The following is a 24,947-nucleotide window of genomic DNA, read 5'->3' on the forward strand; positions in this document are numbered from 1 at the left end:
CCGCATGGGAGACGTGCGGTCGTGGCGGAACTGGTAGACGCGCAGCGTTGAGGTCGCTGTGGAGCAATCCGTGGAGGTTCGAGTCCTCTCGACCGCACCATCCCGTGGGAAGTTGGCAGCAAGGGCTTGAAGACAAGCCCGGACAAGAGGAGACCTCACCTGATGTCCGACCTGCCGAACCCTCAGGCTGATGAACAGGAAGAAGAGCGCGAACGCGAGGCTCATCTCGCGCTTGAGCAGGATGTTCGTGAAGCGGTCTGGGAAAAGGATACGCGCTGGCTCGCGCGGACGCTGTCGCGCCTGCACCCGGCTGACGCTGCCGACCTTCTTGAGCAGCTCTCTACCGATGATTTCGCAGACGCCGTCAAACTGCTCGACGGGCAACTGCCGACCGAGATCATCATCGAGCTGCGCGACGAATATCGCGAAGAGGCCGTCGATGTCCTGCCGGATGAAGCGGTTGCCGCTGTCCTGGAAGAGCTCGATTCCGATGATGTCACGACGATCCTGGAAGACCTTGAGGCTGAACGGCGTGAGCGCATTCTGGAGGAGCTGTCGCCGGAAGACCGCGCCTCTCTGGAACAGGGCTTTGCCTATGATGAAGACACAGCTGGCCGTCTCATGCAGCGCGAATACTTCGCCGCGCCTGAGTTCTGGACCGTAGGACACGCGATCGATCATGCCCGCGAAAATGCTGATGACCTGCCGGATGAATTCTACCAGGTCTATGTGATTGACCCGACGCACCGCCTGAAGGGGCAGGTGCCGCTTGCCGCGCTCCTGCGCACGCCGCGAGACGTGAAGCTGGCGGACATCATGGAAGAGCTCCAGTCGAGCATCAATGTCGACATGGACCAGGAAGAAGCGGCCTATCAGTTCCAGAAATACTCTCTGGCGTCGGCGCCGGTGACCGACGACGCCGACAGGCTGATGGGCATGTTAACCGTCGATGACGTTGTGGACGTTATTCAGGAAGAGAACACTGAAGACCTTCTGGCCCTGTCCGGCGTGAACTCGGCTGACGGGTCCGACACGGTTCTGGATTCGGTAAAAGCCCGTGCGCCGTGGTTGGCGGTCAATCTCGTCACGGCCTTCATTGCCTCGGCGATCATTGCGCTCTTCGAGGGCACGATCGACCAGATCGTCCAGCTGGCCATCCTGATGCCGGTTGTTGCTGCTCTCGGCGGGAATGCTGGCAGCCAGGGACTCGCGGTCGCCGTGCGCGCGATTGCCGAGCGCGAGATGGACGGGGATGCAAGCCGCCGGGCCATCGTGCGTGAAACACTGACGGGGCTTGCGAACGGTGTGATCTTTGCCATCGGGGTTGCCGCGATTACCGGGTTCTGGTTCCAGAGTGTGGGCCTTGCGCTGACGATCGGCATTGCCATGTTCGCAACATTCGTGTGGGCCGGCTTCTCCGGTGTGATCGTGCCGCTCGCCTTGAGGAAAGCGGGCGCCGACCCTGCCGTTGCGTCCTCGGTTTTCGTATTGACCCTTACGGATGTGATGGCGTTCTTCAGTTTCCTTGGTCTTGCCACACTTATCCTGTTGTAAAGTCAGACCTTTTGTCGACCGGCGTGCAGCTTGCACCTTCACGTGATCAAGCAAGTGGGATGTGCCGCTTTGGAGCATTTAATGGGGTCAGATCTTCGTACGTCCGAGGCCGGACTGAAGCTGATCATGTCATATGAGGGCTTTCGGCCCGTGTCGAAACAGCTACCGGATGGTCGCTGGGTCATCGGTTATGGGCATACCAAAGCTGCGCGCGAAAACCTTCGCGTGAGCCAGGCTGAAGCGGCGGCGATCCTTCGCCAGTACGATCTGCCACCCGTCGAGCAGGCCCTTCATGACCTGTTGCTGGTTCCTGTAACGCAGACCGAATTCGATGCGCTCGTGTCCTTCGCCTTCAATATCGGTGTCGACCAGTTCGAGAACTCGGACGTTCTGACGCTGCTGAATGCCGGTGACAGGCTGAAAGCTGCGAGTGCGATGGAACGTTGGCGCAAGGCCCGGGTGGGCACGCGTGATATGATCGTCGATCCGCTCGTGCGGCGGCGCGCTGATGAAAAAGCCATGTTTCTCAAGACGAGCGGAGCGGTTCCTCTCGCAGCATCAAGCCGGTTCCGCCCGATGAACGATGATTGCGGTGTCCAGGCACTGAAGAGCTCGCCGAAAATGAATGAGCCTGAGGCGGACGCTACCGGCGAGACGGACGAGACTGAATCTGCACCGGAAGCTGCGGCCCGCAAGGTCCGTGAACGCCTGACGCGCATCCTTGGGGAAGAAGAGGGACACGTCCTGCCTGTCGAAGATAGCGAACCGTCCAAGCCGCAGGCCCCGCATGAAGCCAGCGTGGAGGAAATTCGCGCTGCGATTTCGGCGCTCGTGCAGGATGACACCGAACGCCCGAAACCAGCGACCGGTGATATCGAACTTGAAGAGATTACGCTGGATGACGGCCCGCTGGGTGCGCTGTCCTCCGGCGATACAGACGTTTTTGACCTTGAAGCTCAAGGTCTGGAGTTGCGGGATCAGTCGATTGCTGACCGCAAGGATACGATTTTGATCGACGATGTGACCCCTGCGGAGGTCGATCCAAAACTCGTCGAACAAGCCACACGGAAGGCCGATCGGAATGAGGGGCCGATCGAAACCTTCCTGTTCGGCCTGGTTGCGCTGCTGGGGACGGGGCTTTTTGCCTATGGCGGCGCAGCCAGGTTCGGCTGGTTTGGAATGGACAAGGCAGAATTCGAAGGGGCGCTATCCTATTTGCCGCCCTTTCTGATGCTGGCGGGCGGACTGCTTTTCGTTGTGATGGCGTATTATTGCGGCCGGGCATTCATGGCGTCGCGGGACTAGGCTGTCTCTCTGCTGCAGTGCGCATTGGCAAGTGCGCGAAGTCCAGCTAGATCGGGCACATGATCCCGAACACATATCCCACACTGAACTTCGATCTCGGCGAAACCGCCGACATGATCCGCGATACGGTGCAAAGTTTTGCCGCCGATCAAATCGCGCCACTCGCCGCAGAAATCGACCGTACGGACGTTTTTCCACGCCAGCTGCTGCCCAAGATGGGCGAGCTGGGCCTGCTCGGCATCACCGTTGAGGAAGAATGGGGCGGAACCGGCCTCGGCTATCTCGAACATGTCGTCGCGATGGAGGAAATCTCGCGCGCATCGGCATCTGTCGGCCTCTCCTATGGCGCGCACTCGAACCTTTGCGTGAACCAGCTTCGTCGCTGGGGCAATGATGACCAGAAGAAGCGTTATCTCGAGAAGCTCGTCACCGGCGAGCATTTGGGATCACTGGCCATGTCGGAAAGCGGGGCCGGCTCTGATGTCGTGTCCATGAAGCTCAAGGCCGAGAAGAAAGGTGATCGCTATGTGCTCAACGGCACCAAGATGTGGATCACGAACGCGCCGGATGCCGACACGCTGATCGTCTACGCCAAGACGGAACCCGACAAGAAGTCGCGCGGCATCACGGCCTTCATCATCGAGCGTGACATGAAAGGCTTCTCGGTTGCCCAGAAGCTCGACAAGCTCGGCATGCGCGGGTCCGAAACCGGCGAACTGGTCTTCGAAGACTGCGAAGTGCCGGAAGAGAATGTGATGGGGCCGCTGAATGGCGGCGTCGAAATCCTGATGAGCGGGCTCGACTATGAGCGCGTCGTGCTCTCAGCCGGGCCGACTGGCATCATGCAGGCCTGCATGGACGTGGTCCTTCCCTATATCCACGACCGCAAACAGTTCGGCCAGTCCATTGGCGAGTTTCAGCTGGTCCAGGGCAAAATCGCAGACATGTATGTCCAGATGAATGCCGCCAAGGCTTACGTCTACACGGTCGCCAAAGCCTGCGACCGCGGCGAGACGGCCCGCAAGGATGCCGCCGGTGCGATCCTTTACTCCGCCGAAACAGCGACCAAGCTCGCGCTCGACGCGATCCAGCTGCTCGGCGGTAATGGCTATATCAATGAGTATCCAACCGGACGTTTGCTGCGCGATGCGAAGCTCTACGAGATCGGTGCAGGGACGTCGGAAATCCGCCGTTGGCTGATCGGCCGGGAACTGTTTGGAGAAACCGCCTAGCCGACGTGTTGCAATCGGTCAGCCGGTTCGCTCAGAACCTGGCTGACAATGGTGGACAGTTCGCGCTCGTCGACCGGCTTGCTGACATAAGCATCAAAGCCCTGTGCCAGAAATTTCTGTTTGTCGCCTGCCATGCCATCGGCCGTCAGGGCGATGACGGGAACGTGCTGGTTGATGCCGGAAGACTCCCGCAGCATCTTGAAGGCCCGGCTCCCGTCGAGCGTCGGCATATGAATATCCATGAGCACCACGTCGACGTGCTCTAGCGCAAGCGTATTGAGCGCGTCCTCTCCGTCGATGGCCTCACTCACATCGAGATCCAGCTGTTCGAGAAAACAGCGAGCAACCCTTCGATTGATCATATTGTCGTCCACCACCAGCGCCTTCCGGCCCTTTATGGAGAAGCGAGACGATTTTTCTTCCCCGGTTTTGCTGTGAATATGTGTCACCGGGACGTACGCGTTCTCGTCAGACGTTACTTTCAGGGTGAACACCGACCCCTCTTCAAGTCGACTCACCACGCTGAGGTCTCCGCCCATCAGGCGCGCCAGTTTGCGCGTGATCGCCAGGCCGAGGCCGGTGCCGCCAAATCGGCGGGTCGTCGATCCGTCTTCTTGCTCAAAGGTCTCGAAGATTCGTTCAAGGCTATCAGGAGCGATGCCGCAGCCCGTGTCGCGCACGTGTACCGTAACTTCATGGCGCCCCTGGCTTGTGTGACGGCTCGTCGCCACAATCTGGATTTCGCCTTCGGCTGTGAACTTGATGGCGTTGGCGACGAGATTGCTGATGCATTGACGCACGCGCACCGGGTCAAGCTGAAGCGAGGCAGGCACTTCGGGCGAAACGAACGCCGATAGCCTGATGCCTTTCTCTGCCGCCATTGGCTGGTAGAGGCGCTCGATATTGCTGATCTTGTGACGAAGGTCTGTCGCGACTGGCGACACCTCGATCTTGTCGGCTTCGATCTTGGACAGGTCGAGAATATCGTTGAGCAGCGACATCAGTGTCTGGCCAGACTCAAGAATGATCTCGACTTGCTCTTTCTGGCTGTCGGTCAGTCTTTCATTGTTGAGCGTCTGCGCCATGCCCAGCACACCGTTAAGCGGCGTCCTGATTTCATGGCTCATATTGGCGAGGAACTCCGATTTCAGGCGCGTGGCCTGCTCGGCAGCCAGAAGCGCGTTCTTGAGTTCATGCGCCTTGCGCCGGTCCTCGCGGACATCTTCAAAGTGGGCAACGAAAATCTGTTCGCCAGTTGTCGGCAGAAAGCCGTTTTCTAGCGCCACGGACACCATGATTTCCGATCCATCCTTGGCGAGGATGTTATCATCGGTGGTGTAGTGAAACTCCTCACCCTTCGCGAGCAGGGCGCGTACCTCTGCAACGATCCGCTCATCGCGCAGGCCGCCCAGACAAAAGACGCTCTTACCCATCAGGTCTTCGCGCTCATATCCGCCGAGTTCCAGCATGGCGTCATTCACGTAAAGAACTTTGCCATCCTTGTCGGTGATGATGAGTCCGTAGGCGGTATTATCGCATGCGATCTGCATCAGCGTGGCCTGTTCGAGGGCCTTGTCGCGTTCGCGCGCAATCTCGGTGATTTCGTGCGAACAGCAAAGCACACCACCCTCGGTCGGCGTAACGGTTGTTTTCAGGACCTTTTTGAGAAGCGATGCGGCGCGACCTTCCTGGGTGACCATGCTCGTGGCTTCACCGGTGTCCAGCGTTTTGCGGATACACCGGATCATCTCTGAATCTCGGTAGCCGGGGTCGAATTCAAAAACTTTCATGCCGACAATGCTTCCGCCGTCGGGAAGTATTGAGGCGTTCATCAGCGCGTTTGCTGCCGTCCACTCATAGTCGACAATCTCGCCATTGTCGCCGCGAACCGCCGCGACTTCGCAAACGACAAGCGGAAGTTTGTCGAAAAGGTCTGAGTGCATCCGACCGCCCCTCTGATAAGCCCAATGTCTGATTGCAGTGATTGTGTTAATACCGTGTTATCCAAGATACAGGTGATGAGGCTGAACCCGTTGATGCTGAAACACGATGACGCTGATTGAGTACAATGAATCCTGCGCTTCGAAGGCCCATACGACGCATGTCGTTCAATGGGGCGGTGCTCATGTCTGGAAGGTCGGCGGGAAGGTCTTTGCCATCGCCCACGAAAATCCGGATGCCGGCGATTTTCGCGTGAGCTTCAAAGTGTCTGGTCTGGCCTTTGATATCCTGAAGGAGCAGCCTGGTTGTCAGGGGGCGCCGCACCTTGCTTCACGCGGGATGAAGTGGATCCAGCGCTACTCGGCTGAAACCATGGATGACGAGGCTCTGAAGGACTATCTGGCAGAAAGCTACCGACTGGTCTCTCTGGGGCTCACCAAAAAGCTCCAGCGTGAACTGGGGCTCAACCAGTAAGACGATCAGGTGAGCCGCTTGAGGATCATCGGTCGAACGAAATAGGCCGCAATCGCGTAGACGATCACTACGGACAGGCTGATGGGCGCATTCGATGCCAGTCGCCAGACAAGAAGTCCGCCCAGCACCGCGCCAATAATCAGTCCCGTCAGAGGCACGAGCCAGACAGACTTGATGGTGCGAAGGCAGATGTAGTTCACCGTCAGGAACGTCGCCAGGAAGACAAGGCTGGCCGCCTCCACCAGCTGAGACAATGAGCCTGTCACTGCGAGTGTCGTGGCAAGTACCCCAAAACCGACAATCGCCGCATAAGGCGTTCCACTTTCATTGGTTTTCGAGAACCAGCTTGGCAGTTCGCCATCTTCGGCCACGCGCTTGGCCAGTTTTGCCGATGAGAACAGGGTGGAATTGATAGCCGCAGAGGTGGCGAAAGCAGCGGCAACCGTCAGCACGATCAGGCCGAGCGGCCCCCATGCATCCTTCGCGGCGACGGCCAGGGATACGTCCTTGCTGGCAATCGTCTTGTCGGCCCCCATCAACATGGTCGCGCCAAGAGCGACGATAATATAGATGAGGACCACCGCGATCGCCGAGCCAACGAGCAACGGTACGAAGCGTGTCTTGGCGTGCTTGATCTCTTCATATTCATAAGTCAGCAGCTGAAAGCCCTCATAGGACACAAAAATGGCTGCCGCGCCGATCAGGCTGGCTGAGATCGGCTTTGATTCGATGCCGGCCGTGAGTTGCGATGGCTCCCAGTTCACAAGACCGGAAACGCCGAGGGCAACGAGCGCGACAAGATTGACGATGACAATAACAATTTCGACCTTGGTCATCTTTCCCAGGCCAAGCAGGTTCAACCCCGTCAATCCCACCATGGCGGCAACAGCCAGCCCGCGCATCATCAGGCCACCGCCGCCGAAAGCATGGGAGACATACTGGCCAAATGCATAGGCGTAGAGTGCGATGGTCAGCACGTACCCTGCGAGCAAGAGCCAGGACAGCGTTCCGGCAAGGCCTTCCCGGTCCATCTCTTCAAGAAATTCGAAGGCACCGCCAGACCGGCCAGCATGAACGGACAGTCGAGAATAACTGTGGGCGGAGGTGACGGCCACAATGCCGGCGATTGCGAAAGCGAGCCAAGCCCATTGCGCGGATGCCTGCACCACGACACCCAGCGCCACATAGATACCGCCGCCGACCATGCCGCCCGTGGCCAGCGCAATGACAGAGAACGCGCCGAGCTTAGGCGAGCTATCAGTTGAGGATTTGTCAGCCATCAGTTTTCCCATCCAGATATGCGCACTGTACTCACCAAGACGTTACCGGAACTTGTCTGCAATGCCTCCCGTTCTTTTAGGAAGACAAACAAAAAATGATGACAGGAGATTTGCATGACGCTGACGACGCAACATTTCGGCACTGAGATACCAACCATCGGATTCGGTACCTGGAAACTCAAGGAAGAGACAGCGCAGATGTGTGTCTCGAAAGCGATTGAGGCAGGCTACCGCATGATCGATACCGCGCAAGCCTATGAAAATGAGACATATGTCGGGCGCGGCATTTCCGACGCACAGCTGCCGCGCGAAGACCTCTGGGTCACCACGAAAGTCTGGATGTCTGAGTTCAATGACGGCGACCTGCAGAAATCGGTCGAGAGAAGCGTTGAAAAGCTTGGCACTGACTATTGTGATCTCATCCTTCTGCACTGGCCAAACGACGATGTACCGCTGGAAGAGACGCTGGGCGCGCTTAACGAGGTCCGCGACAAGGGGCTTACCGGGAATATCGGCGTCTCCAACTTTACGAGCAAACAGCTTGGCCAGGCGGTAAAGCTGTCCAGGGCGCCGATCCTGACCAATCAGGTCGAGTACCATCCGTTCATCAATCAAACGCCAGTTCTGGAGGCCGCGCACGCGCTCGGGATGTCGGTGACGGCCTACTCACCGCTGGCGCAGGGCAAGGTATTCGACAGTCCCGTCATCCAGGAGATCGGCGACAAATATGGCAAGTCACCTGCGCAGGTCGCTATGCGCTGGCTCACGCAGCAGCCTGGCGTGATTGCGATCCCGCGCTCATCTTCGCCAGAGCACATTGCTTCGAACAATGACGTCCTGGATTTTGAGCTCACGGCTCAGGAAATGGGCCGCATCACTGCGCTCAACGCCAATGAGACACGGTTGATCAATCCGAGCTGGGCGCCCGATTGGGACAAGGCTGCCTGAGATAGAGTCCAGGAGACCAGGGAAGGCGGGCCGTTGGCTCGCCTTTTTTATACCGGCTCCATCTCGACGCTGGGCACAGAGTTGGCCGGACCGAAACAGAAATCATGCAGATTGCCGGACTGGATCGCTGTGCGTGCTGCGGTGTAGCCGGCTTCAACAGCCTCTTCATAGGCTTCCCAGTCGCGCAGTTCGATGTCGCGAAGGTCCGGCAGGACCAGCATGTCCACGAGTTCCCGGCCGGCAATCGGATTGACGCTAATCGTGGCAGACCGCATCAGCAGCCCGGCAATCGGCGGTGCGGCCGAAAATCCGTTTTTCCAGACCCAGGTAAGGAAGCCCGGCGGATTGATGAAGTCGTCCGCCTTGAGGCCCTCAGGCGCGCGCGCGACGTCTGATCCCACGACGATGCCGCGGTGTAGCTCCCGCATGACATCGGTCGGGAAATTGTTGAGCACCGCGCCATCCACGAGAACCTCGCCATCATCGACCACCGGCGGAAGAATGCCGGGAAGCGATATTGTCGCTCTCAGCGCCTTGCGCAGCAGCCCCCGGCGATGAATGCGGTAGGTGCCATCCGTCAGATTGGTGGACACAGCGAAGAACGGGATTTCAAGATCACTGATCTCGGCCTCGCCAAAGTGCTCGTGAAGGCGGTTGTTCACGCGCTTGCCGCGGACCATCCCGACCACAGGCAAATTATAGTCTCCCAAGGGATTGGTCTCGACAAAGGCCTTGCGAATGCGCCGGTCGATCTCCTCATCATCCCAACCCATCGCGACGCAACCGGCGACGACGGCCCCCATTGAGGCGCCCCCGATAAAATCAATCGGAACGTCGGCTTCCCGGAAGGCGCGGACGACCCCGATATGTGCGTAGGCGCGGGCTCCGCCGCCAGACAGGACCAGCCCGACCGAGCGGCCAGCCATGATGCGGGCGAGGCGGTCGCAGGCGGCCTTGTCCATGCCCTGCCAATGAAAGACCCGTGCAGCGCCCGCTGCATCAAGCCATTCAGCAGGGCGCGAGGCGGTCCGCTCGGAGCCGTGATGCAACAACAGCACATCGATCAGCTGGAGGGAGCGCGCCGGCGAATTGTCGGGCGGCATCAATGGGATCGAAGGCCGGGCATCGGCGCGGCCGACAACCCAGATCCGGTCGGCCTGACGAACGGACAGACGGTACCAGGCCGAATCGCCGACCGATGAAATCAGGATCACCACATCATTATTGGCTTCCAGCTCGTCGAAATAGCGGGTGGGCTTTTCGTCGCCTTCGTCTTCCTCGACGATGTGGGATTTGACGCCTAACTGATCGAGAGACGCTTTCAGGGCGCGGGCGCGCAAGCCGAGATCGATGGTTGGAGACGACGCCACCAGGGCGAACACTTTCGGGGCGTTTCGCCGGTTGGGTTTTCGTCCCTCGCGCAAACGCGTCAGCATCAGCCTGATCATGGAGGTCAGGATTTCAGGTTCGGCTTTTACGATCTTGTTGAAGCCAGCGCGTGAGATCTCGAGGATTTCGGTATCGCGCAGGGCATAGACCGAACTCGTATGGGGGGCATTGTCAGGGACGCCATCGCCATCTTCGTCGATCGCGCCCTCGAACAGGGCCATCTCGCCAACGGGCTCGCCCGCGCGGATGTGGCCGATAAAGTCGCTGCGCCCATCCGGTGTCGTGCGGAAAGCACCAAGCGAGCCGGACAGAACAAAATAGATCGAGCTGGAGATGTCCCCGGTCTTGAACAATTCCCAGCCGGCGGGCAGCGAAAACCAGCGCGCTTCCTTCCCGGCCGCTTTCAGGGCGCGCTTTGGAACGTCGCCTAGAAATGGGATGGATTTCAGGGCAGGGGAAATATCAAGACTCATGTCTCCGAATGTGTTCATCCCGGAGCCATCTGAAAAGGGCTTTTTCGTTTTTGTGAGCGATCGTGCTGTTATGGGTTTGAACAAGCTCATGGTTCAGGATGACATTCCCTCAATGCGGCGATAGTTCTGCAAGAAACAGTCCAAGGGAGGGCACATGCCCGTACTGAAATCCAAGCTCGACGTGGCCAGCGCGAAATTTTCTTCCAACCGGCAGGCGATGGAACAGCTGATTGAAGACCTTCGCGAGAAAACGGCGGCTGCGGCTCAAGGTGGATCGGAGCGCGCGCGCAAACGCCATACCGAGCGCGGAAAGCTGCTCCCAAGGGAGCGGGTTGAGCGCTTGCTTGACCCCGGCACGCCCTTCCTGGAAATCGGCGCGCTGGCGGCCAATGGTATGTATGACGATGAAGCGCCCGGCGCCGGGATCATTACAGGCGTCGGCCGGGTCGAAGGCCGCGAATGCATGATCGTCTGCAATGATGCGACGGTGAAGGGAGGCGCCTATTTCCCGATGACGGTGAAGAAGCATCTGCGCGCGCAGGAAATCGCGATGCAGAACCATTTGCCGTGCATCTATCTGGTCGATAGCGGCGGCGCGAACCTGCCGCATCAGTCGGAAGTCTTCCCGGACCGCGAGCATTTTGGGCGCATATTCTACAATCAGGCCCAGATGAGCGCGATGGGAATTCCCCAGATCGCATCCGTCATGGGCTCTTGTACGGCAGGCGGGGCCTATGTGCCGGCGATGTCGGACGAGACCATCATTGTGCGCAAACAGGGCACGATCTTTCTTGGCGGCCCGCCCCTGGTGAAGGCCGCGACAGGCGAGGAGATTTCCGCCGAAGATTTGGGCGGCGCCGATGTGCATGCGCGCAAGTCCGGCGTGGCCGATCATTATGCGGCCAGCGATGATCACGCGCTCGCCATTGTGCGTTCCATCGTTCGTACGCTGCACCAACCAAAACCTGAGACGGTCGGCCTCAGCGAACCGGCCGAGCCGCTCTACAGCCCGCAGGAGATGCATGGCCTCGTGCCGCAGGATGTGCGTGAGCCTTATGACGCCCGCGAGGTCATCGCCCGAACCGTCGATGGGTCAGAGTTTCATGAGTTCAAACAGCTCTACGGCGAAACGCTCGTCTGTGGATTTGCCCGCATCTATGGCATGCCGGTCGCGATCCTAGCCAATAATGGCATCCTGTTCTCCGAAAGCGCCCAGAAGGCGGCGCACTTTATCGAGCTTGCCGACCAGCGCCGCACGCCGCTTGTTTTCCTGCAGAACATCACCGGCTTCATGGTCGGCTCGAAGTATGAGTCGGGCGGGATCGCCAAGGATGGCGCGAAGATGGTGACGGCAGTGGCGACGGCGTCGGTGCCAAAGCTCACTGTCGTGACCGGTGGCAGCTTCGGCGCCGGCAATTATGGCATGTGCGGACGCGCTTACAGCCCACGCTTCCTCTTCATGTGGCCAAACTCCCGCATCTCGGTCATGGGCGGTGAACAGGCCGCCTCGGTGCTGGCGACCGTCAAGCGCGATGGCATGGAACGCCGGGGCGAAGACTGGAGCGCCAGCGAAGAGGAAGACTTCAAAGCGCCGATCCGCGATCTCTATGAGCGCGAAGGCAGCCCATATTTTTCAACCGCTCGCCTCTGGGATGATGGCATTATCGACCCGGCAGACACACGCCGCGTGCTTGGTCTTGCCCTCTCGGCAAGCCTTAATGCGCCGCTCGGCGAACGCGGATTTGGCGTCTTCCGGATGTGATTGTGGCTTTCAAAGCCCACATGCAGGAATTGTAATCACCTCCGCACGCCATTGAAAAACTACGGAAAAATTCTTGGTTTTTAGCGGGTTTACCATGCCTGACCGAAAGGTAACGCATCCTTCGAGCTATTCTGTGCGTCTATGGGCTGCGCCTCAGAACTAGGCGCGTAACACATGGAGTAACTCATGAAACGCTTTGCATTTATTGCTGCCGCTGCTGCTACGGGTGCCTTTGCTGCCTCTGCCGGCGAGATGGTCGCATTCTCTGACATCGACACCAACGCCGATGGCCAGGTGACCGAAGCAGAGTTCACGGCGTACAAAACCGCAGATGGCGAAGTGACGGAGGCAGAAGCCGCCGAGAAGTTCGCAAAAATCGATGCCGACTTTGACGGCGTCGTCACCGAAGCCGAAATGACGGCGGCCATGGAAGCCTGGAAAGAAGAGAAGGCTGACATGGATGTGGATGTCGAGATCGATACTGAGCCTGACTCAGGATACTAGTCCTTCCCCCTGACGAACCCCCTCTTGCATTCACCCCAAGGGGCCTGCTTCGGCAGGCCTCTTTTGCTTGTCATCACTCACAGGGCATGCGAACGCGGTAAAGAATGACTGAACCCGGAGCGGAACGCTGATCGCCAACAGATTTGATTCTCTGCGCCTGCTCTTTGCGTTCTGTGTGTTTGTGTATCACGCCGTCGCCTTGTCGTCGGTCGCGCCATTTGGACCAGCCGAAAATTTCCTCGGCCAACTCGGAAAACTGTCGGTTGAAGGGTTTTTCATCGTCTCCGGCGCGCTTGTGTTTGGCTCGCTCGAACGCAGTCGGTCTCTAAGCCTTTACGCTGAGAAGAGGGTGAGACGCCTGTACCCGGCCTATGCCGTGATTGTCATCATCCCGGCACTGATGAGCGCATTGCTCACGGGCCTGGCTCAGCCGGAGGCGATCGCCAGATATCTCGGTGCAAATCTCATCTTTCTGAACTTCCTCGCGCCGGACCTGCCCGGTCTGTTTGAGGGACAGCGATTCACTGAAGTGAATGGAGCGCTCTGGACGCTGAAAATTGAGGTGATGTTCTATATCGCCCTGCCGTTTATCGCGCTCATCCTGCGCCTGTTCGGCAAGGCCTGGTGGCTCGGCTTGCTGATCTTATATGCGGGCGGCGCGGCCTGGAGCCTGTGCCTGCCCATGCTGCTCGACCACCCGCTCGCGCCGGAGCTCGCCCGCCAGTTGCCGGGCCAGATGGCATATTTTGCGAGTGGCATGGCCATCTGGAAACTCTGGGATGTCGCTAAAGCGAAGCCGGGCATGTTTGGCCTGATTGGCCTGGTCTTGCTCGCCGTGTCCTATGCCCACCCATTTGCCGAACCCCTACGCGCCGCAGGGCTGGCTGGGATCATCGCCTGCGTCGCCTTCGCGCCGGGACCAATGGCTGACGCGGCGCAGTTCGGTGATGTCAGCTACGGCCTCTACATCACGCACTTCCCGATCCTGCAGACCATGATTGCGCTCGGACTGTTCGCATCGCTGGGTTTCGGTGTAGCCGCGGTCGTCGCAACGCTTGTCGTGCTTCTATCGAGCTTCCTGCTCTGGCACTTGATTGAGAAACCAGCGCTTCGGCGCGACAGTCATTACCGCAAAGTCGCACGCGCGGAATAAGCGACATTTTCAAAGTCGGATCAAAGGCGTAGGCTGAACGCTGACAGGAGATTCTTATGGCTTACGAGACGATTCAACTGGACGCGACGCCCGGCGGTATTGCTGTTCTGACACTCAACCGACCTGACAAGCACAATGCCTTCAATGCGCAGGTTATCGAGGAGCTGACCGACGCGCTCGAGACGCTCGAAGAGCAGAGCACCATTCGCATGGTCATCCTGCGGGGAAATGGAAAAAGTTTCTCCGCCGGAGCAGACCTTCAATGGATGAAGGCCGCTGCCGATTACACGCGCCATGAGAATGAGGAAGACGCCTACAAGCTCGCCGAGATGCTGCGCAAATTGTCAGAGCTGCCTCAGATGACCATTGCGCTCGTTCAGGGCGCAGCGATGGGCGGTGGGGCAGGGCTTGTCGCCGCCTGCGATGTCGCGGTCGCGCTGAAGGACACAAAATTCCGCTTTTCCGAAGTGCGTCTCGGCCTCACGCCCGCAACCATCAGCCCGCATGTTATCAACGCGATTGGCCCGCGCTGGGCCAAGGCACTTTTCGTGACCGCGGAGAGTTTCGATGCCGCGTTCGCTGAGCGGATCGGCCTTGTGCAATATGTCGTCGAGGACGAAGCGGGCCTCACCGAAATGGAAGAATATCTGGCAGGCCTCGCCATGCAGGCGGCTCCCGGAGCGATCACAGCGTCCAAGAGACTGGTGCTTGATCTCTTTGGGGCGGAGATTGACAGCGAACTCAGTCATGAGACCGCCAAGCGGATCGCTGCACGCCGTGCCAGCGAGGAAGGCCGCGAGGGGCTCACGGCTTTCCTGGAAAAAAGAAAGCCGTCGTGGGCGGAGGAGTGATCAGCCGGCGTTGGATGGCGGCACGCCGCCAACCGGGATGCCCCAACCCTGAAGCGTGTTCATGACGGCATCGACCGGGTCCATGCCGGTCATCTGTTCGATCGGGTCTCGCGCGACGTAAAGGATGGCGGCAATCAGCAGGATGAAGACCAGAAACTGAGACAGGGATTTCAACAGAAAGGCACCGGCCGATCCGATCACAAAGCCGGCGCCGCCATAGATCGCAGCGCCCAGAAACGGGTTTACGCCTGTTGCTGCGGCCTGCTCATAGCCAAGATATGCGCCAATGCCGCCAGCCACCACGCCGGCCAGCATGCTCATACTCTTATTGTCGAAATACGCCATGACTCATCCCCTTCATGCATTAACCGTGAGCCTAGACCAGCTTCCCTGAAATGCCTAGGCACCAGAAAATGGCGCAGAATCTGACGTCTTGCTGCCATGATGAAGGGGAATGAAAACACCATGCCGAAGTTTTCGAACATCTCCGACTGGCTGAGTTCTGAGCGAGAAGCGCTTCGGGGGCGCTTTGTTAAAGGGACGGTCAGCGCGGGCATCTTCGAATTCGTCAGCTTTGGCATCAAACAGGGGTGGGCCTGCATTTTCGGTGGCCTGCTTCTGGCGCTCATTCTGGCAACTCATCTCTGGTATCCGGGCGATGCCGCACTCAGCCGATACGATTTTCTGGTCATTGCCGCTGTGGCGATCCAAATCGTGCTTCTCGCCACTGGCCTCGAAACGCTGGAAGAGGCGAAGATCATTTTCGCGTTCCACATCGTCGGCACGATCATGGAGATCTTCAAGACCAGTGCTGGCAGCTGGATTTATCCGGAAGACAATCTCCTGCGCATTGGCGGCGTTCCGCTCTTTTCAGGGTTCATGTACGCCGCTGTCGGCAGCTATCTGGCTCGCGTCTGGCGCATCTTCGTCTTCCGCTTCGACCATTTTCCGCCCCTCTGGCAGCAAGGCCTGCTGGCGACGGCAATCTATATCAACTTCTTTGCGCACCACTATCTGCCGGACATGCGTTACGCGTTGTTCGCCGCCTGTTTGCTGGTCTATTGGCGCACCTGGGTGAATTTCAGGCCCGACGAAACCAACCGGAAGATGCCGCTTCTCATCGGCTTCGGACTGGTGGCGCTCTTCATCTGGTTCGCTGAAAACCTTGGAACGCTCGCCCGCGCCTGGACTTATCCGGGGCAGGAAGCAGCGTGGAAACTTGTTTCTCCGGCAAAATTCGGCTCTTGGTACCTGCTCATGATAATAAGTTTCGTGCTGGTGGCATTTCTCCACAGCACACGGGAAGGACGCCATGCTGAAGAGCCTGTTAATCGCCAATCGCGGTGAGATCGCCTGCCGGATCATGGCGACGTGCCGCCGGCTCGGTATCCGCACCGTGGCTGTCTATTCCGACGCAGATACTTACGCCAAACACGTCCGTGAGGCCGATGAGGCGATCCACATCGGCGCCGCGCCCGCGACCGAGAGCTATCTCGATGGGGAGCGCATCATCGAAGCTGCGAAAGCCTCGGGCGCAGACGCCATCCATCCCGGCTATGGCTTCCTGTCAGAGAATGCCGATTTTGCAGACGCCGTCGAGAAGGCCGGGCTCATCTGGGTTGGCCCGAAAGCGAAGACGATCCGCGAAATGGGCCTCAAGGATGAAGCCAAACGCATCGCGGAGGCCGCGGGCGTTCCCGTGCTTCCGGGTTATCGCGGCGAGGCGCAGGACGCAAAGACGCTGGCAGCCGAAGCCGACAAGATTGGCTATCCCATCCTGATCAAGGCCGTCGCGGGCGGCGGGGGCAGGGGCATCCGCCTCGTCTCGAAAAAGTCAGAGCTTGCAGGCGAACTCGAAAGCGCGGTGCGTGAAGCCAAATCCGGCTTCGGCGATGGCCGCGTCATGCTGGAAAAGCTGGTCGAACAGCCACGCCACATCGAAGTGCAGGTCTTCGGCGACAGCCATGGCGGCGCGGTCCATCTCTATGAACGCGACTGCTCGCTCCAGCGCCGCCGCCAGAAAGTCGTCGAAGAAGCGCCCGCGCCGGGCATGCCGGACGATGTCCGCGAAGCGATGACGGGGGCGGCGGTAAAGCTCGCGAAGGCGGTCGGCTATGAGGGGGCTGGCACGGTCGAATTCATCGTCGATGGCGCGCGCCCGCTGGCCAAGGACACCTTCTGGTTTCTCGAGATGAACACCCGCCTGCAGGTCGAGCACCCGGTCACCGAACTCATCACCGGCACCGACCTTGTCGAGTGGCAGTTGTGCGTCGCATCCGGCGAAAAACTCCCTCTGAAACAGAAGGATATCCCGCTAAACGGACACGCCATCGAGGCCCGCATCTGCGCCGAGGACCCGGCGGACAGTTTCCGCCCGGGGGCAGGGCGGTTGTCGGCTTTTGATCTTGGTGAGCCAGATATTTTCGCGGGCGACATGCCGGACCTAGACGAGCTTCACTACCGCCTCGATACGGGTTTCGAAGCCGCGGACACGGTACCCGCGACCTATGATTCCATGATCGCCAAGATGATCATCAAAGGTCCGGACCGGGATAGCGCGACCAGCGCATTGTCAGAGCAGCTCGGCCAGTCCATCGTGGCTGGAATCCCGTGCAATATCGGCTTTCTGAAACGCTGCCTCGACCATGACGTGTTCCGCAGCGCCGACCATCACGTGAACTGGATCGCCGAGGAGATCGAAACGCTGACATCCTCAGACGGAGAGGGAGCCCGGCTCGCCGCTTCGCTTGTCGCAGGAATCCTGTTGTCGCCGAATGCGGACGGTCCATGGGATGAGACCGACGGCTGGCGCATGAATGCAGCGCCGCGCCGGTCCATCCGGCTCTTGGTCGGCGACGATATCGTGGAGGCGGGTCTGAGCGACGCGCACCTCTCGGAGAACTGGCAGGCAATCGGCCTTTCGGACACCCGTTTTGCGGTCGGTATTGATGGCGAAACCTGGCTGGTCGAAGTCCCCGATTATGAAGCCGAGGCCGAAGCCATCGCAGGCGGGGACCGCGTCGCCGCGCCGATGCCGGGCAAGGTTATCGACCTGCGCGTCAAGGCCGGCGACAGTGTCACCAAGGACCAGACTGTCGCTGTCATGGAAGCCATGAAGATGGAGCACAGTCTGAAAGCGCCGCGCGACGGCGTGGTGAAGGCTGTCGGCGCCGAGCTTGGCGAACAGGTTGGCGAGGGCGTTGTCCTCGTTGAATTGGAAGATGCCTGAATTCAGCCTCATTCAGGCGCTGTAAATACGCTCGCTGATAGTCTTTGATTCACCAAGGACGGCGCCGCGAATGGTGGCGCGGGAAGGGGAAATTTGTCGGTCTCTGCGATCATCTTCTCACTTGCTTACCAATTGTCCGCAACGAGCGGACCGGTTGATGCTGCGCTGAAATCGACCGAAACACCGGACACGTTTCGCGCCGCGTTCACGGTCACGCTGAAAAGCCCGAAAGCCGTCCGCACCTTCAGTTTTGACCCGCGCGAGCAGGGTGCAAACCGGTGGTCCCTTCTGGAAGCCAGCGGCGAGGACGATGACCTCGATGAAGCCGTTGCCGCCTGGGCGAGCGAGCCTGCGCCGGATGGCCGCCTCTTTCCGGACGACCTTCGACCAAGCATTGGTCAGCGCGTGAATGTGCAGGATTTTGGCGCGGCCTGGCGCGTGCGTTTTCGGCATAAGCCGTCGATTAATGATGGCGAGCTGGATGTCTGGATCGCCGAACGCGTCAATGCGGATGCCTGGCTCGACCCCGTGTCCGGCAAATTCCTTCGCCTCGATTACAGCCTGCCGCGGTCAGTGCGCGGCCCGGACGGTGGACGCCTCACGAAATTTGAACAGTCCTACTTTCTCGAAAGCGACCCTGAATGGGGCCTGTCCTATATCGCGGCCTACACGATGGGCTTTGAAGCAAAGGGCGGCTTTCAGACGATCAATCGCAATTACACCGCCACCGTGACGTCGATCGAGTTCTTCTTCTCAAGCCCCGAAGCAGAAGAAAAATTTGAAGCTCAGCAGCACCACACCACTGGCCGAGCGCTCGCAAACCGCTAAACTTTATTCCGTGGCCCTGCACATCGTAAAACTCTGCGTTGGCGCTGATGACGTCAATGATCTGATCAACTGGCAAAAACGTCTTATGAAGACGTTGCCGGCCCCTGTGCACCAGACGCGCATGGTCCCGAAGCGGATTGATGAATTGCTTGATGGTGGCTCGATCTACTGGGTCATCAAGGGGGCGATTCAGGTGCGCCAGGCCTTTACAGACATACGTGTCATCGATGACCGCCATGGAAAGCGAGCCTGCGAATTCGTGCTGGATCCTGAGATCGTGCAGGTCGACCCAATGCCCAAACGCCCGTTTCAGGGCTGGCGATACCTCAAGGCCAGCGAAGCGCCAGCTGACCTGAAAGCCGGTAGCGCAGGCGAGGATATCCCGCCAGACCTGCACGCCAAGCTGAAAGATGCCATGGTCTGGTAGGGCTCAGCTGCCGAGGAAAACGCAGCGCACATGGCTGCGATAATTGAGGATCTGGTCACTCAGCAGCTGCGGATCGTCGAAGACCCGTGACAGAATGATGCCGCCCTCAATCGCGACGGTCAGCATGTCGGCAAGGGCCACCAGATCAGTGTCGATCCTTGGCGGGTATGTCTCGGCAATCTCTTCGAGCGATGCGAGAAACCGGGCCCGCCAGCGGCTGACCCCCTCCCGGTTGAGAGCGCGAATCTCGTCATTGAACTGCTTGTCCTGATAGGCCACCGTCGCGACGATGCAGCCGGGGTGGGCGTTTGGCAGATCGCTCATCATCTCTGCGAAGATCTTCAGACCGACCAGATAGGCATGTAGCGGATCGTCCGACAATTCGCGGCCTCGAGAGAAAATCTCATCGAGAAATTCATCATCCTTGACGAGATAGCGCTGGAGCAGGGCGCGGGCGAGCTCGGTCTTGTCACGGAAATGGTAGAAGAATCCGCTCTTGGTTAGTTCGGCTTCGGCGATGATCTCGTCAATCGACGTGTTGGTGAATCCCTTTGCCAGAATCCCCGTCTCCGCGATGTCGAGAATGCGATCGCGAGTCATCTCGCCTTTTGTTTTTGTTGCCGTGGCCATCGTAAATCCCACCTGTTCCGAGAAATAACTGCACCTCTGGTACAGTTTTGCACGCCGCGAGGAAAGAAACAATTCATCGAAAAACGATAAACTTTGGCTAGCGCCTTGATTGGTAAAGGTTAATCAGCCTCCCTGAAAACCGTACCACGCGCTCACTAGTTTGAATCGTCGCCTGAAGAGATGTTCTGGCCATCGGAAACGACCGTGTTTCCGTCGTCATTCAACTCTGAAAGGAGGCGACCCATGTTTGGTTTGCTCGATTATTTCTTTTTCGCCGTCTTCGGAATGCTCGCCCTGATGGACTTCGTCATTCCGGCTCGGACATTTCCAACCGTCCGGGCGTGGAGGCTGAAAGGCCTCGCATCAGCGGTGATGTATTTCTTCGTCGCTGGCTATTCGCCTTTCATCTGGGACGCATGGCTCAGCCAGTATCAGCTGATTGACGGGTCGGCCTGGCCTGTCTGGATTGCCGGACCTGCCGCGCTTCTGCTCTACCAGCTTGGCGTCTATGCCTGGCACCGGACGATGCACAATAGCGACACGCTGTGGCGCATTTTCCACCAGACCCACCATAGCGCTGAGCGCGTGGACATCTGGGGCGCGCTGTATTTTCACCCGCTCGACGTTGTCGGCTTTGCCTTCATCGGAAGCCTCGCCCTGACACTGATCCTCGGCGTGTCACCGGAAGCGATCATGTTTGCCGTCATGGTGAGCACGTTCTGCGGCCTGTTCCAGCATGCTAACGTCCGTACGCCGCACTGGCTCGGCTTTATCATCACGCGTCCGGAGAGCCACGCCCTCCATCATGAGCGCGGTGTCCACCGTTACAATTATGGTGACATACCGATCTGGGACATGCTGTTCGGGACGTTCCGAAACCCGAAACAGTGGGAAGGTGAAGCTGGACTTGTCGATGGCGGATCGGACCGGTTTCTCGACCTGCTCACGGGCCGGGACATCACAAAGGCCGAAACCCGGCGCGGTGGGATCAAGGCCGACACGGTTCAAGCGGCGCACTTCCTGGTGATGACCGGTGTGAGTACAGCGCTGATCGGTTGTACCGGAGGCCTGCTCGGACAATTGATGTAAGCTAGGTCCGCCCAAACCGAAGACGCCCGCTCTTTCAGGAGCGGGCGTCTCTATTTTTGTCGTTGAAGCCGTCAGATCAGTCGACCTGTTCCGGATTATCCTTGGTCTTCTTCTTCGGCTTCTGCTTTTTGCCTTTGTCCTCAATGTACTCGAAGGCCAGCTTTTCCTTGTCCTTCTTGTCCACCGAGATCTTGACGGCGCCGCCCTTGGCAAGCTTGCCGAAGAGAAGCTCTTCCGCCATCGGTTTCTTGACGTGCTCCTGAATGGCGCGCGACAGCGGCCGGGCGCCGAACTCTTCGTCGAAGCCGCGTTTGGCGAGCCAGTCGCGTGCATCATCAGACAGTTCGATGGTGACGTTGCGGTCAGCCAGCTGAACTTCCAGCTGCAGAACGAACTTCTCGACCACACGCTCGATGATCTGTTGCGTCAGCCCACCGAAGGTGATCGTTGCGTCGAGACGGTTGCGGAACTCCGGCGTGAAGAGGCGCTTCAGAGCATCTTCCTGCTCGTCGGCCTTCTTGCCGCGGCCGAAGCCGATCGAGTTCTTCGCCGCATCTGCTGCACCGGCATTGGTCGTCATGATCAGGATCACATTGCGGAAGTCGACCTTGCGGCCGTTCGCATCTGTCAGCGACCCATTGTCCATCACCTGAAGCAGGATGTTGAACAGGTCCTGGTGCGCCTTCTCGATCTCGTCGAGCAGGAGCACGCAGTGTGGATGCTGCATCACGCCATCGGTAAGCAGGCCGCCCTGGTCAAAACCAACATAGCCCGGAGGGGCGCCGATCAGACGGGAAACGGTGTGCCGCTCCATATATTCCGACATGTCGAAGCGCAGGAGCTCGACACCCATGATGGACGAGAGCTGACGGGCAACTTCGGTCTTGCCGACGCCCGTCGGGCCGGTGAACAGATAAGAGCCGATCGGCTTGTTCGGTTCACGCAGGCCAGCGCGGGCGAGCTTGATCGACGACGCGAGCGCTTCGATGGCTTCGTCCTGGCCATAGACAACGCGCTTGAGATCCGGCTCGAGATTCTTGAGCGCGGTCGCGTCGTCCTTCGTGACCTGTTTCGGCGGAATGCGCGCGATTTTGGCAACGATCGCTTCGATCTCGCGAACACCGATCTGCTTGCGCCTTTTGCTGGCGGGCAGCAGCCACTGGGTCGCGCCGGCTTCGTCGATCACGTCGATCGCCTTGTCCGGAAGTTTGCGATCCGTGATGTAGCGCGCCGACAATTCGACAGCCGTCTTGATCGCTTCATTGGTGTAGCGAATGCCGTGGAATTCCTCGAAGGTCGGCTTGAGGCCGGTGAGGATTTTGACGGCGTCGGGTACAGTCGGCTCGACCACATCGATCTTGCGGAAGCGGCGGGCGAGGGCGCGGTCCTTCTCGAAGTGCTGCTTGTACTCCTTGAAGGTTGTTGAACCCATGCAGCGAACTTCGCCGCTCTGGAGCGCAGGCTTCAGCAGATTGGATGCGTCCATGGCGCCGCCAGAGGTCGCGCCAGCGCCGATCACCGTGTGGATCTCGTCGATGAACAGGATGCCTTTTTCCTGCTCGGCGATTTCCTTCATGACGGCTTTGAGGCGTTCTTCGAAGTCACCGCGATAGCGGGTGCCGGCCAGCAGCGCGCCCATGTCGAGCGCCCAGATAACGGCCTCTTCCAGGATCTCCGGAACTTCGCCATCGACAATCTTCTTGGCGAGGCCTTCGGCGATCGCCGTTTTGCCAACGCCCGGGTCACCCACGAGGATCGGATTGTTCTTCGAGCGGCGGCAGAGCACTTCGATGCAGCGTTCGATCTCGAAATCGCGGCCGATCAGCGGGTCGATCTTGCCCTGCATGGCCTTCTCATTGAGGTTCACGCAGTAGGCTTCAAGCGCTTCCTTGGCCGGACCTGGCTTGGATTGCTGTTCAGTTTCTTCCGCGCCGCGCGGGGTTGAACTGCGCGACATGCCCGGTGATTTCGCAAGACCGTGAGACACGAAATTCACGGCGTCATAGCGCGTCATGTCCTGCTCCTGCAGGAAGTAGGCGGCGTGGCTCTCGCGTTCGGAGAAAATCGATATCAGGACATTCGCGCCGGACACTTCATCACGGCCCGAGCTTTCGACATGCAGGATGGCGCGCTGAACCACGCGCTGGAAAGCGGCGGTTGGCTGAACGCTTGCGCCCGGATTTTCGGTAATCAGGCTGGAGAGTTCTTCGTCGATATATTGGGTGAGCGCTTCGCGCAGCTGTTTGATATCGACCTTGCAGGCCGTCATCACTTCAACCGCGTCCGTGTCTTCAGTCAGCGCGAGCAGCAAGTGTTCGAGAGTGGAGTACTCGTGTGAGCGCTCGCCGGCCAGGTTCAGGGCCTTTTCGAGTGCGTTTTCGAGGCTATCGGTCAGCGAAGGCATATGTCCTAATCCTCTTTTTCCATCGTGCATTGCAGAGGATGTTCGTTACGTCGCGCCAAGTCCATGACCTGAGCCACTTTCGTCTCAGCGACTTCGAAAGTGTACACTCCACAGACACCGACACCTTTCTGGTGCACATGAAGCATGATGCGGGTGGCCTGCTCGCGGCTCTTGTTGAAGAACTGCTCGAGGATGAAGACCACAAATTCCATCGGCGTGTAGTCGTCATTCAGAAGCAGCACGCGGTACATCGACGGCTTCTTTGTCTTGACCCGCGTTTCGGTTGCGAGACCTGTTCCCTTGTCGTCATCCGTCTTGGACGGCCCTTTCGGGTCTTCCGGGTCGGATAGTCTTGGTTTGAAGTCTCTAGCAGTCATGGTCCAAAGATATGGTCGCGGTAGGGCAATTTTAAGCCTGACGGATGGGCAGTTACTGTTCAAGCCGAATTTCCCAGTTTGTCTTCAATTGCCTGCACCAGTTTGTTGACGCGTTTTTTGTTGGCTCCGAGATCATGATAACCGACTCGCGACCTGGAATAGATGGCCATTCGGGATTTCCCCGGCATATTTTCAGCAACGAGTGTGTCTATGGTCACATCATCCTTGAATTTGAGAAGTTTCGTGGCAGCGACAAGGTCGACATGACAGTGATTGCGATCTGTTTCTGCAATCGTCCAATTCGACTGCTCTTCGATATGCTCAAGCACGGCGCCAAACAGGACTTCTGCGCTGACGTCGAAAAGCGGACTGCCGGCATCTGGCTCGGCATTCTCGCAATAGCCATCAGGCGCCATCAGATAGGTGTTCGGTGAAGAGGGGCGTTTGATCGTTCTGATATCGGTTGGCATGGCGGTCTCACGATTGCGTTCGCTTTCACCATTGCAGACTTGTCGACGGATATGAATGCCCAATGCAAAAAGGGCCGACTGATTAAACAGTCGGCCCCTGTAAATTCGTTCAGAAACGGGAAGCGCTTAGGAAGCTTTCGCTTTCGTGGCAGCTTTCTTGGTCTCTGCGATCATGTCTTTGGTGTAGCCAGCAAACGGCTCCATGCAATCTTTCATCGCGCTTGAGCAGATGCCAGCAAGCTCGCTGAGGCCATCCATGTGTGCCTTGAAAGCGGTTTTCACAAAGTCAGACTGGATCGACATTGCTTCTTCGACGGTTTTCGCGCCAGCGAGCGTCTTGCCAGTTTCGACCGTCATGCTCATGCGGTCCTGAGCCTGACGCATGACAGCGGCGCTTGCGTCCTGCATGCTCTTCACAGAGGCTTTGGCGCTCTCTGAGCTTGCGGTCATTGCGTCTTTGCCTATGTCGCCGAATGACGTTGCAAACGGAAAGGCTTTGACAAAGTTTTCCGGAGCAAAAGCTCCAAACATATTGGTTTCGGTTTTAGCCATAATGAACTCCTTCGATACCCAGTATATAGCGCATTCTCTTCGCGGATGCAACATATTTTTGTGCAGTGCACAATA

General features: G+C 58.6%; 23 protein-coding genes and 1 tRNA gene. 15 read left to right on the top strand and 9 right to left on the bottom strand.

The window, feature by feature from the left end:
- Positions 1-15 precede the first annotated feature (15 nt).
- The 4 genes from WNY37_RS08035 to WNY37_RS08050 all read left to right on the top strand — a co-directional run bounded on the left by WNY37_RS08035 (position 16) and on the right by WNY37_RS08050 (position 4,091).
- Positions 16-100, top strand: a tRNA-Leu gene (locus WNY37_RS08035).
- Between the two features lie 62 nt (positions 101-162).
- Complete coding sequence (gene mgtE / locus WNY37_RS08040; protein WP_342972948.1) at positions 163-1,554, top strand: magnesium transporter; 1,392 nt, start codon at positions 163-165, stop codon at positions 1,552-1,554.
- Positions 1,555-1,635: 81 nt separating this feature from the next.
- Positions 1,636-2,859: a lysozyme gene (locus WNY37_RS08045; protein ID WP_342972949.1), complete on the top strand. Its 1,224-nt coding sequence runs from the start codon at positions 1,636-1,638 to the stop codon at positions 2,857-2,859.
- 59 nt (positions 2,860-2,918) lie between these two features.
- Positions 2,919-4,091, top strand: a complete 1,173-nt coding sequence (locus WNY37_RS08050) for an isovaleryl-CoA dehydrogenase (RefSeq protein WP_342972950.1) — start codon at positions 2,919-2,921, stop codon at positions 4,089-4,091.
- Here the strand turns inward: WNY37_RS08050 and WNY37_RS08055 are convergent.
- Complete coding sequence (locus WNY37_RS08055; protein ID WP_342972951.1) at positions 4,088-6,034, bottom strand: ATP-binding protein; 1,947 nt, start codon at positions 6,032-6,034, stop codon at positions 4,088-4,090. The two genes, WNY37_RS08050 and WNY37_RS08055, sit on opposite strands and share 4 nt — an antisense overlap.
- 106 nt (positions 6,035-6,140) lie before the next feature.
- Between WNY37_RS08055 and WNY37_RS08060 the strand changes: the two genes are divergently transcribed.
- Positions 6,141-6,506 carry an MmcQ/YjbR family DNA-binding protein gene (locus tag WNY37_RS08060; RefSeq protein ID WP_342972952.1) on the top strand — a complete coding sequence of 122 codons (366 nt, stop codon included), beginning with the start codon at positions 6,141-6,143 and terminating at the stop codon, positions 6,504-6,506.
- Positions 6,507-6,511: 5 nt separating this feature from the next.
- Here the strand turns inward: WNY37_RS08060 and WNY37_RS08065 are convergent, their stop codons facing one another.
- Positions 6,512-7,786: an APC family permease gene (locus WNY37_RS08065; RefSeq protein WP_342972953.1), complete on the bottom strand. Its 1,275-nt coding sequence runs from the start codon at positions 7,784-7,786 to the stop codon at positions 6,512-6,514.
- A gap of 114 nt (positions 7,787-7,900) precedes the next feature.
- On the opposite strand from WNY37_RS08065, the gene WNY37_RS08070 reads away from it, so the two are divergent.
- Complete coding sequence (locus WNY37_RS08070; RefSeq protein WP_342972954.1) at positions 7,901-8,734, top strand: aldo/keto reductase; 834 nt, start codon at positions 7,901-7,903, stop codon at positions 8,732-8,734.
- Between the two features lie 47 nt (positions 8,735-8,781).
- On the opposite strand, the gene WNY37_RS08075 is transcribed toward WNY37_RS08070, so the two are convergent.
- Positions 8,782-10,596, bottom strand: a complete 1,815-nt coding sequence (locus WNY37_RS08075) for a patatin-like phospholipase family protein (protein WP_342972955.1) — start codon at positions 10,594-10,596, stop codon at positions 8,782-8,784.
- Positions 10,597-10,750: 154 nt separating this feature from the next.
- Between WNY37_RS08075 and WNY37_RS08080 the strand changes: the two genes are divergently transcribed.
- From WNY37_RS08080 to WNY37_RS08095, 4 genes are all read left to right on the top strand, one after another.
- The gene (locus WNY37_RS08080; protein ID WP_342972956.1) at positions 10,751-12,358 is read left to right on the top strand and encodes a carboxyl transferase domain-containing protein; all 1,608 of its coding nucleotides are present in this window, start codon (positions 10,751-10,753) and stop codon (positions 12,356-12,358) included.
- Between the two features lie 186 nt (positions 12,359-12,544).
- Positions 12,545-12,862 (top strand): EF-hand domain-containing protein, encoded by a 318-nt coding sequence (locus tag WNY37_RS08085; RefSeq protein WP_342972957.1) that lies wholly within the window; start codon positions 12,545-12,547, stop codon positions 12,860-12,862.
- 151 nt (positions 12,863-13,013) lie between these two features.
- Positions 13,014-14,015, top strand: a complete 1,002-nt coding sequence (locus WNY37_RS08090) for an acyltransferase (RefSeq protein WP_342974882.1) — start codon at positions 13,014-13,016, stop codon at positions 14,013-14,015.
- A gap of 56 nt (positions 14,016-14,071) precedes the next feature.
- Complete coding sequence (locus WNY37_RS08095; protein ID WP_342972958.1) at positions 14,072-14,866, top strand: enoyl-CoA hydratase-related protein; 795 nt, start codon at positions 14,072-14,074, stop codon at positions 14,864-14,866.
- Here WNY37_RS08095 and WNY37_RS08100 read toward each other — a convergent pair whose 3' ends face one another.
- Positions 14,867-15,211: a hypothetical protein gene (locus tag WNY37_RS08100; RefSeq protein ID WP_342972959.1), complete on the bottom strand. Its 345-nt coding sequence runs from the start codon at positions 15,209-15,211 to the stop codon at positions 14,867-14,869. It abuts the gene before it with no gap.
- Between the two features lie 120 nt (positions 15,212-15,331).
- On the opposite strand from WNY37_RS08100, the gene WNY37_RS08105 reads away from it, so the two are divergent.
- The 4 genes from WNY37_RS08105 (at position 15,332) to WNY37_RS08120 (ending at position 19,350) form a co-directional block, all read left to right on the top strand.
- The gene (locus tag WNY37_RS08105; protein ID WP_342972960.1) at positions 15,332-16,213 is read left to right on the top strand and encodes a DUF817 domain-containing protein; all 882 of its coding nucleotides are present in this window, start codon (positions 15,332-15,334) and stop codon (positions 16,211-16,213) included.
- Positions 16,179-18,095: an acetyl/propionyl/methylcrotonyl-CoA carboxylase subunit alpha gene (locus WNY37_RS08110; protein ID WP_342972961.1), complete on the top strand. Its 1,917-nt coding sequence runs from the start codon at positions 16,179-16,181 to the stop codon at positions 18,093-18,095. Before WNY37_RS08105 ends, WNY37_RS08110 begins: the two co-directional genes overlap by 35 nt.
- Before the next feature lie 93 nt (positions 18,096-18,188).
- A complete protein-coding gene (locus tag WNY37_RS08115) occupies positions 18,189-18,923 on the top strand; it encodes a hypothetical protein (protein WP_342972962.1) in 735 nt (244 codons plus the stop codon).
- Positions 18,924-18,933: 10 nt separating this feature from the next.
- A complete protein-coding gene (locus WNY37_RS08120) occupies positions 18,934-19,350 on the top strand; it encodes a DUF1489 domain-containing protein (RefSeq protein WP_342974883.1) in 417 nt (138 codons plus the stop codon).
- A gap of 3 nt (positions 19,351-19,353) precedes the next feature.
- On the opposite strand, the gene WNY37_RS08125 is transcribed toward WNY37_RS08120, so the two are convergent.
- A complete protein-coding gene (locus tag WNY37_RS08125) occupies positions 19,354-19,950 on the bottom strand; it encodes a TetR/AcrR family transcriptional regulator (protein WP_342972963.1) in 597 nt (198 codons plus the stop codon).
- A 273-nt stretch (positions 19,951-20,223) separates the two neighbouring features.
- On the opposite strand from WNY37_RS08125, the gene WNY37_RS08130 reads away from it, so the two are divergent.
- Positions 20,224-21,069: a sterol desaturase family protein gene (locus WNY37_RS08130; protein ID WP_342972964.1), complete on the top strand. Its 846-nt coding sequence runs from the start codon at positions 20,224-20,226 to the stop codon at positions 21,067-21,069.
- 76 nt (positions 21,070-21,145) lie between these two features.
- Here the strand turns inward: WNY37_RS08130 and clpA are convergent, their stop codons facing one another.
- The 4 genes from clpA to WNY37_RS08150 form a co-directional block, all read right to left on the bottom strand.
- Complete coding sequence (gene clpA / locus WNY37_RS08135) at positions 21,146-23,473, bottom strand: ATP-dependent Clp protease ATP-binding subunit ClpA (RefSeq protein WP_342972965.1); 2,328 nt, start codon at positions 23,471-23,473, stop codon at positions 21,146-21,148.
- A 5-nt stretch (positions 23,474-23,478) separates the two neighbouring features.
- Positions 23,479-23,850 (bottom strand): ATP-dependent Clp protease adapter ClpS, encoded by a 372-nt coding sequence (clpS, locus tag WNY37_RS08140; RefSeq protein ID WP_342972966.1) that lies wholly within the window; start codon positions 23,848-23,850, stop codon positions 23,479-23,481.
- Between the two features lie 59 nt (positions 23,851-23,909).
- Complete coding sequence (locus WNY37_RS08145) at positions 23,910-24,320, bottom strand: DUF1499 domain-containing protein (protein WP_342972967.1); 411 nt, start codon at positions 24,318-24,320, stop codon at positions 23,910-23,912.
- Positions 24,321-24,446: 126 nt separating this feature from the next.
- The gene (locus tag WNY37_RS08150; protein ID WP_342972968.1) at positions 24,447-24,872 is read right to left on the bottom strand and encodes a phasin family protein; all 426 of its coding nucleotides are present in this window, start codon (positions 24,870-24,872) and stop codon (positions 24,447-24,449) included.
- Positions 24,873-24,947: the final 75 nt, after the last annotated feature.

The sequence above is a fragment of the Henriciella sp. AS95 genome (assembly GCF_038900055.1).
Classification (GTDB): domain Bacteria; phylum Pseudomonadota; class Alphaproteobacteria; order Caulobacterales; family Hyphomonadaceae; genus Henriciella.

Bases quoted from the DNA above. Each gene is read 5' to 3' on its own strand.
- mgtE (WP_342972948.1), top strand. From the start codon at position 163: ATGTCCGACCTGCCGAACCCTCAGGCTGATGAACAGGAAGAAGAGCGC.
- WNY37_RS08045 (WP_342972949.1), top strand. From the start codon at position 1,636: ATGGGGTCAGATCTTCGTACGTCCGAGGCCGGACTGAAGCTGATCATG.
- WNY37_RS08050 (WP_342972950.1), top strand. From the start codon at position 2,919: ATGATCCCGAACACATATCCCACACTGAACTTCGATCTCGGCGAAACC.
- WNY37_RS08055 (WP_342972951.1), bottom strand. From the start codon at position 6,034: ATGCACTCAGACCTTTTCGACAAACTTCCGCTTGTCGTTTGCGAAGTC.
- WNY37_RS08060 (WP_342972952.1), top strand. From the start codon at position 6,141: ATGACGCTGATTGAGTACAATGAATCCTGCGCTTCGAAGGCCCATACG.
- WNY37_RS08065 (WP_342972953.1), bottom strand. From the start codon at position 7,786: ATGGCTGACAAATCCTCAACTGATAGCTCGCCTAAGCTCGGCGCGTTC.
- WNY37_RS08070 (WP_342972954.1), top strand. From the start codon at position 7,901: ATGACGCTGACGACGCAACATTTCGGCACTGAGATACCAACCATCGGA.
- WNY37_RS08075 (WP_342972955.1), bottom strand. From the start codon at position 10,596: ATGAGTCTTGATATTTCCCCTGCCCTGAAATCCATCCCATTTCTAGGC.
- WNY37_RS08080 (WP_342972956.1), top strand. From the start codon at position 10,751: ATGCCCGTACTGAAATCCAAGCTCGACGTGGCCAGCGCGAAATTTTCT.
- WNY37_RS08085 (WP_342972957.1), top strand. From the start codon at position 12,545: ATGAAACGCTTTGCATTTATTGCTGCCGCTGCTGCTACGGGTGCCTTT.
- WNY37_RS08095 (WP_342972958.1), top strand. From the start codon at position 14,072: ATGGCTTACGAGACGATTCAACTGGACGCGACGCCCGGCGGTATTGCT.
- WNY37_RS08100 (WP_342972959.1), bottom strand. From the start codon at position 15,211: ATGGCGTATTTCGACAATAAGAGTATGAGCATGCTGGCCGGCGTGGTG.
- WNY37_RS08105 (WP_342972960.1), top strand. From the start codon at position 15,332: ATGCCGAAGTTTTCGAACATCTCCGACTGGCTGAGTTCTGAGCGAGAA.
- WNY37_RS08110 (WP_342972961.1), top strand. From the start codon at position 16,179: ATGCTGAAGAGCCTGTTAATCGCCAATCGCGGTGAGATCGCCTGCCGG.
- WNY37_RS08125 (WP_342972963.1), bottom strand. From the start codon at position 19,950: ATGACTCGCGATCGCATTCTCGACATCGCGGAGACGGGGATTCTGGCA.
- WNY37_RS08130 (WP_342972964.1), top strand. From the start codon at position 20,224: ATGTTTGGTTTGCTCGATTATTTCTTTTTCGCCGTCTTCGGAATGCTC.
- clpA (WP_342972965.1), bottom strand. From the start codon at position 23,473: ATGCCTTCGCTGACCGATAGCCTCGAAAACGCACTCGAAAAGGCCCTG.
- clpS (WP_342972966.1), bottom strand. From the start codon at position 23,850: ATGACTGCTAGAGACTTCAAACCAAGACTATCCGACCCGGAAGACCCG.
- WNY37_RS08145 (WP_342972967.1), bottom strand. From the start codon at position 24,320: ATGCCAACCGATATCAGAACGATCAAACGCCCCTCTTCACCGAACACC.
- WNY37_RS08150 (WP_342972968.1), bottom strand. From the start codon at position 24,872: ATGGCTAAAACCGAAACCAATATGTTTGGAGCTTTTGCTCCGGAAAAC.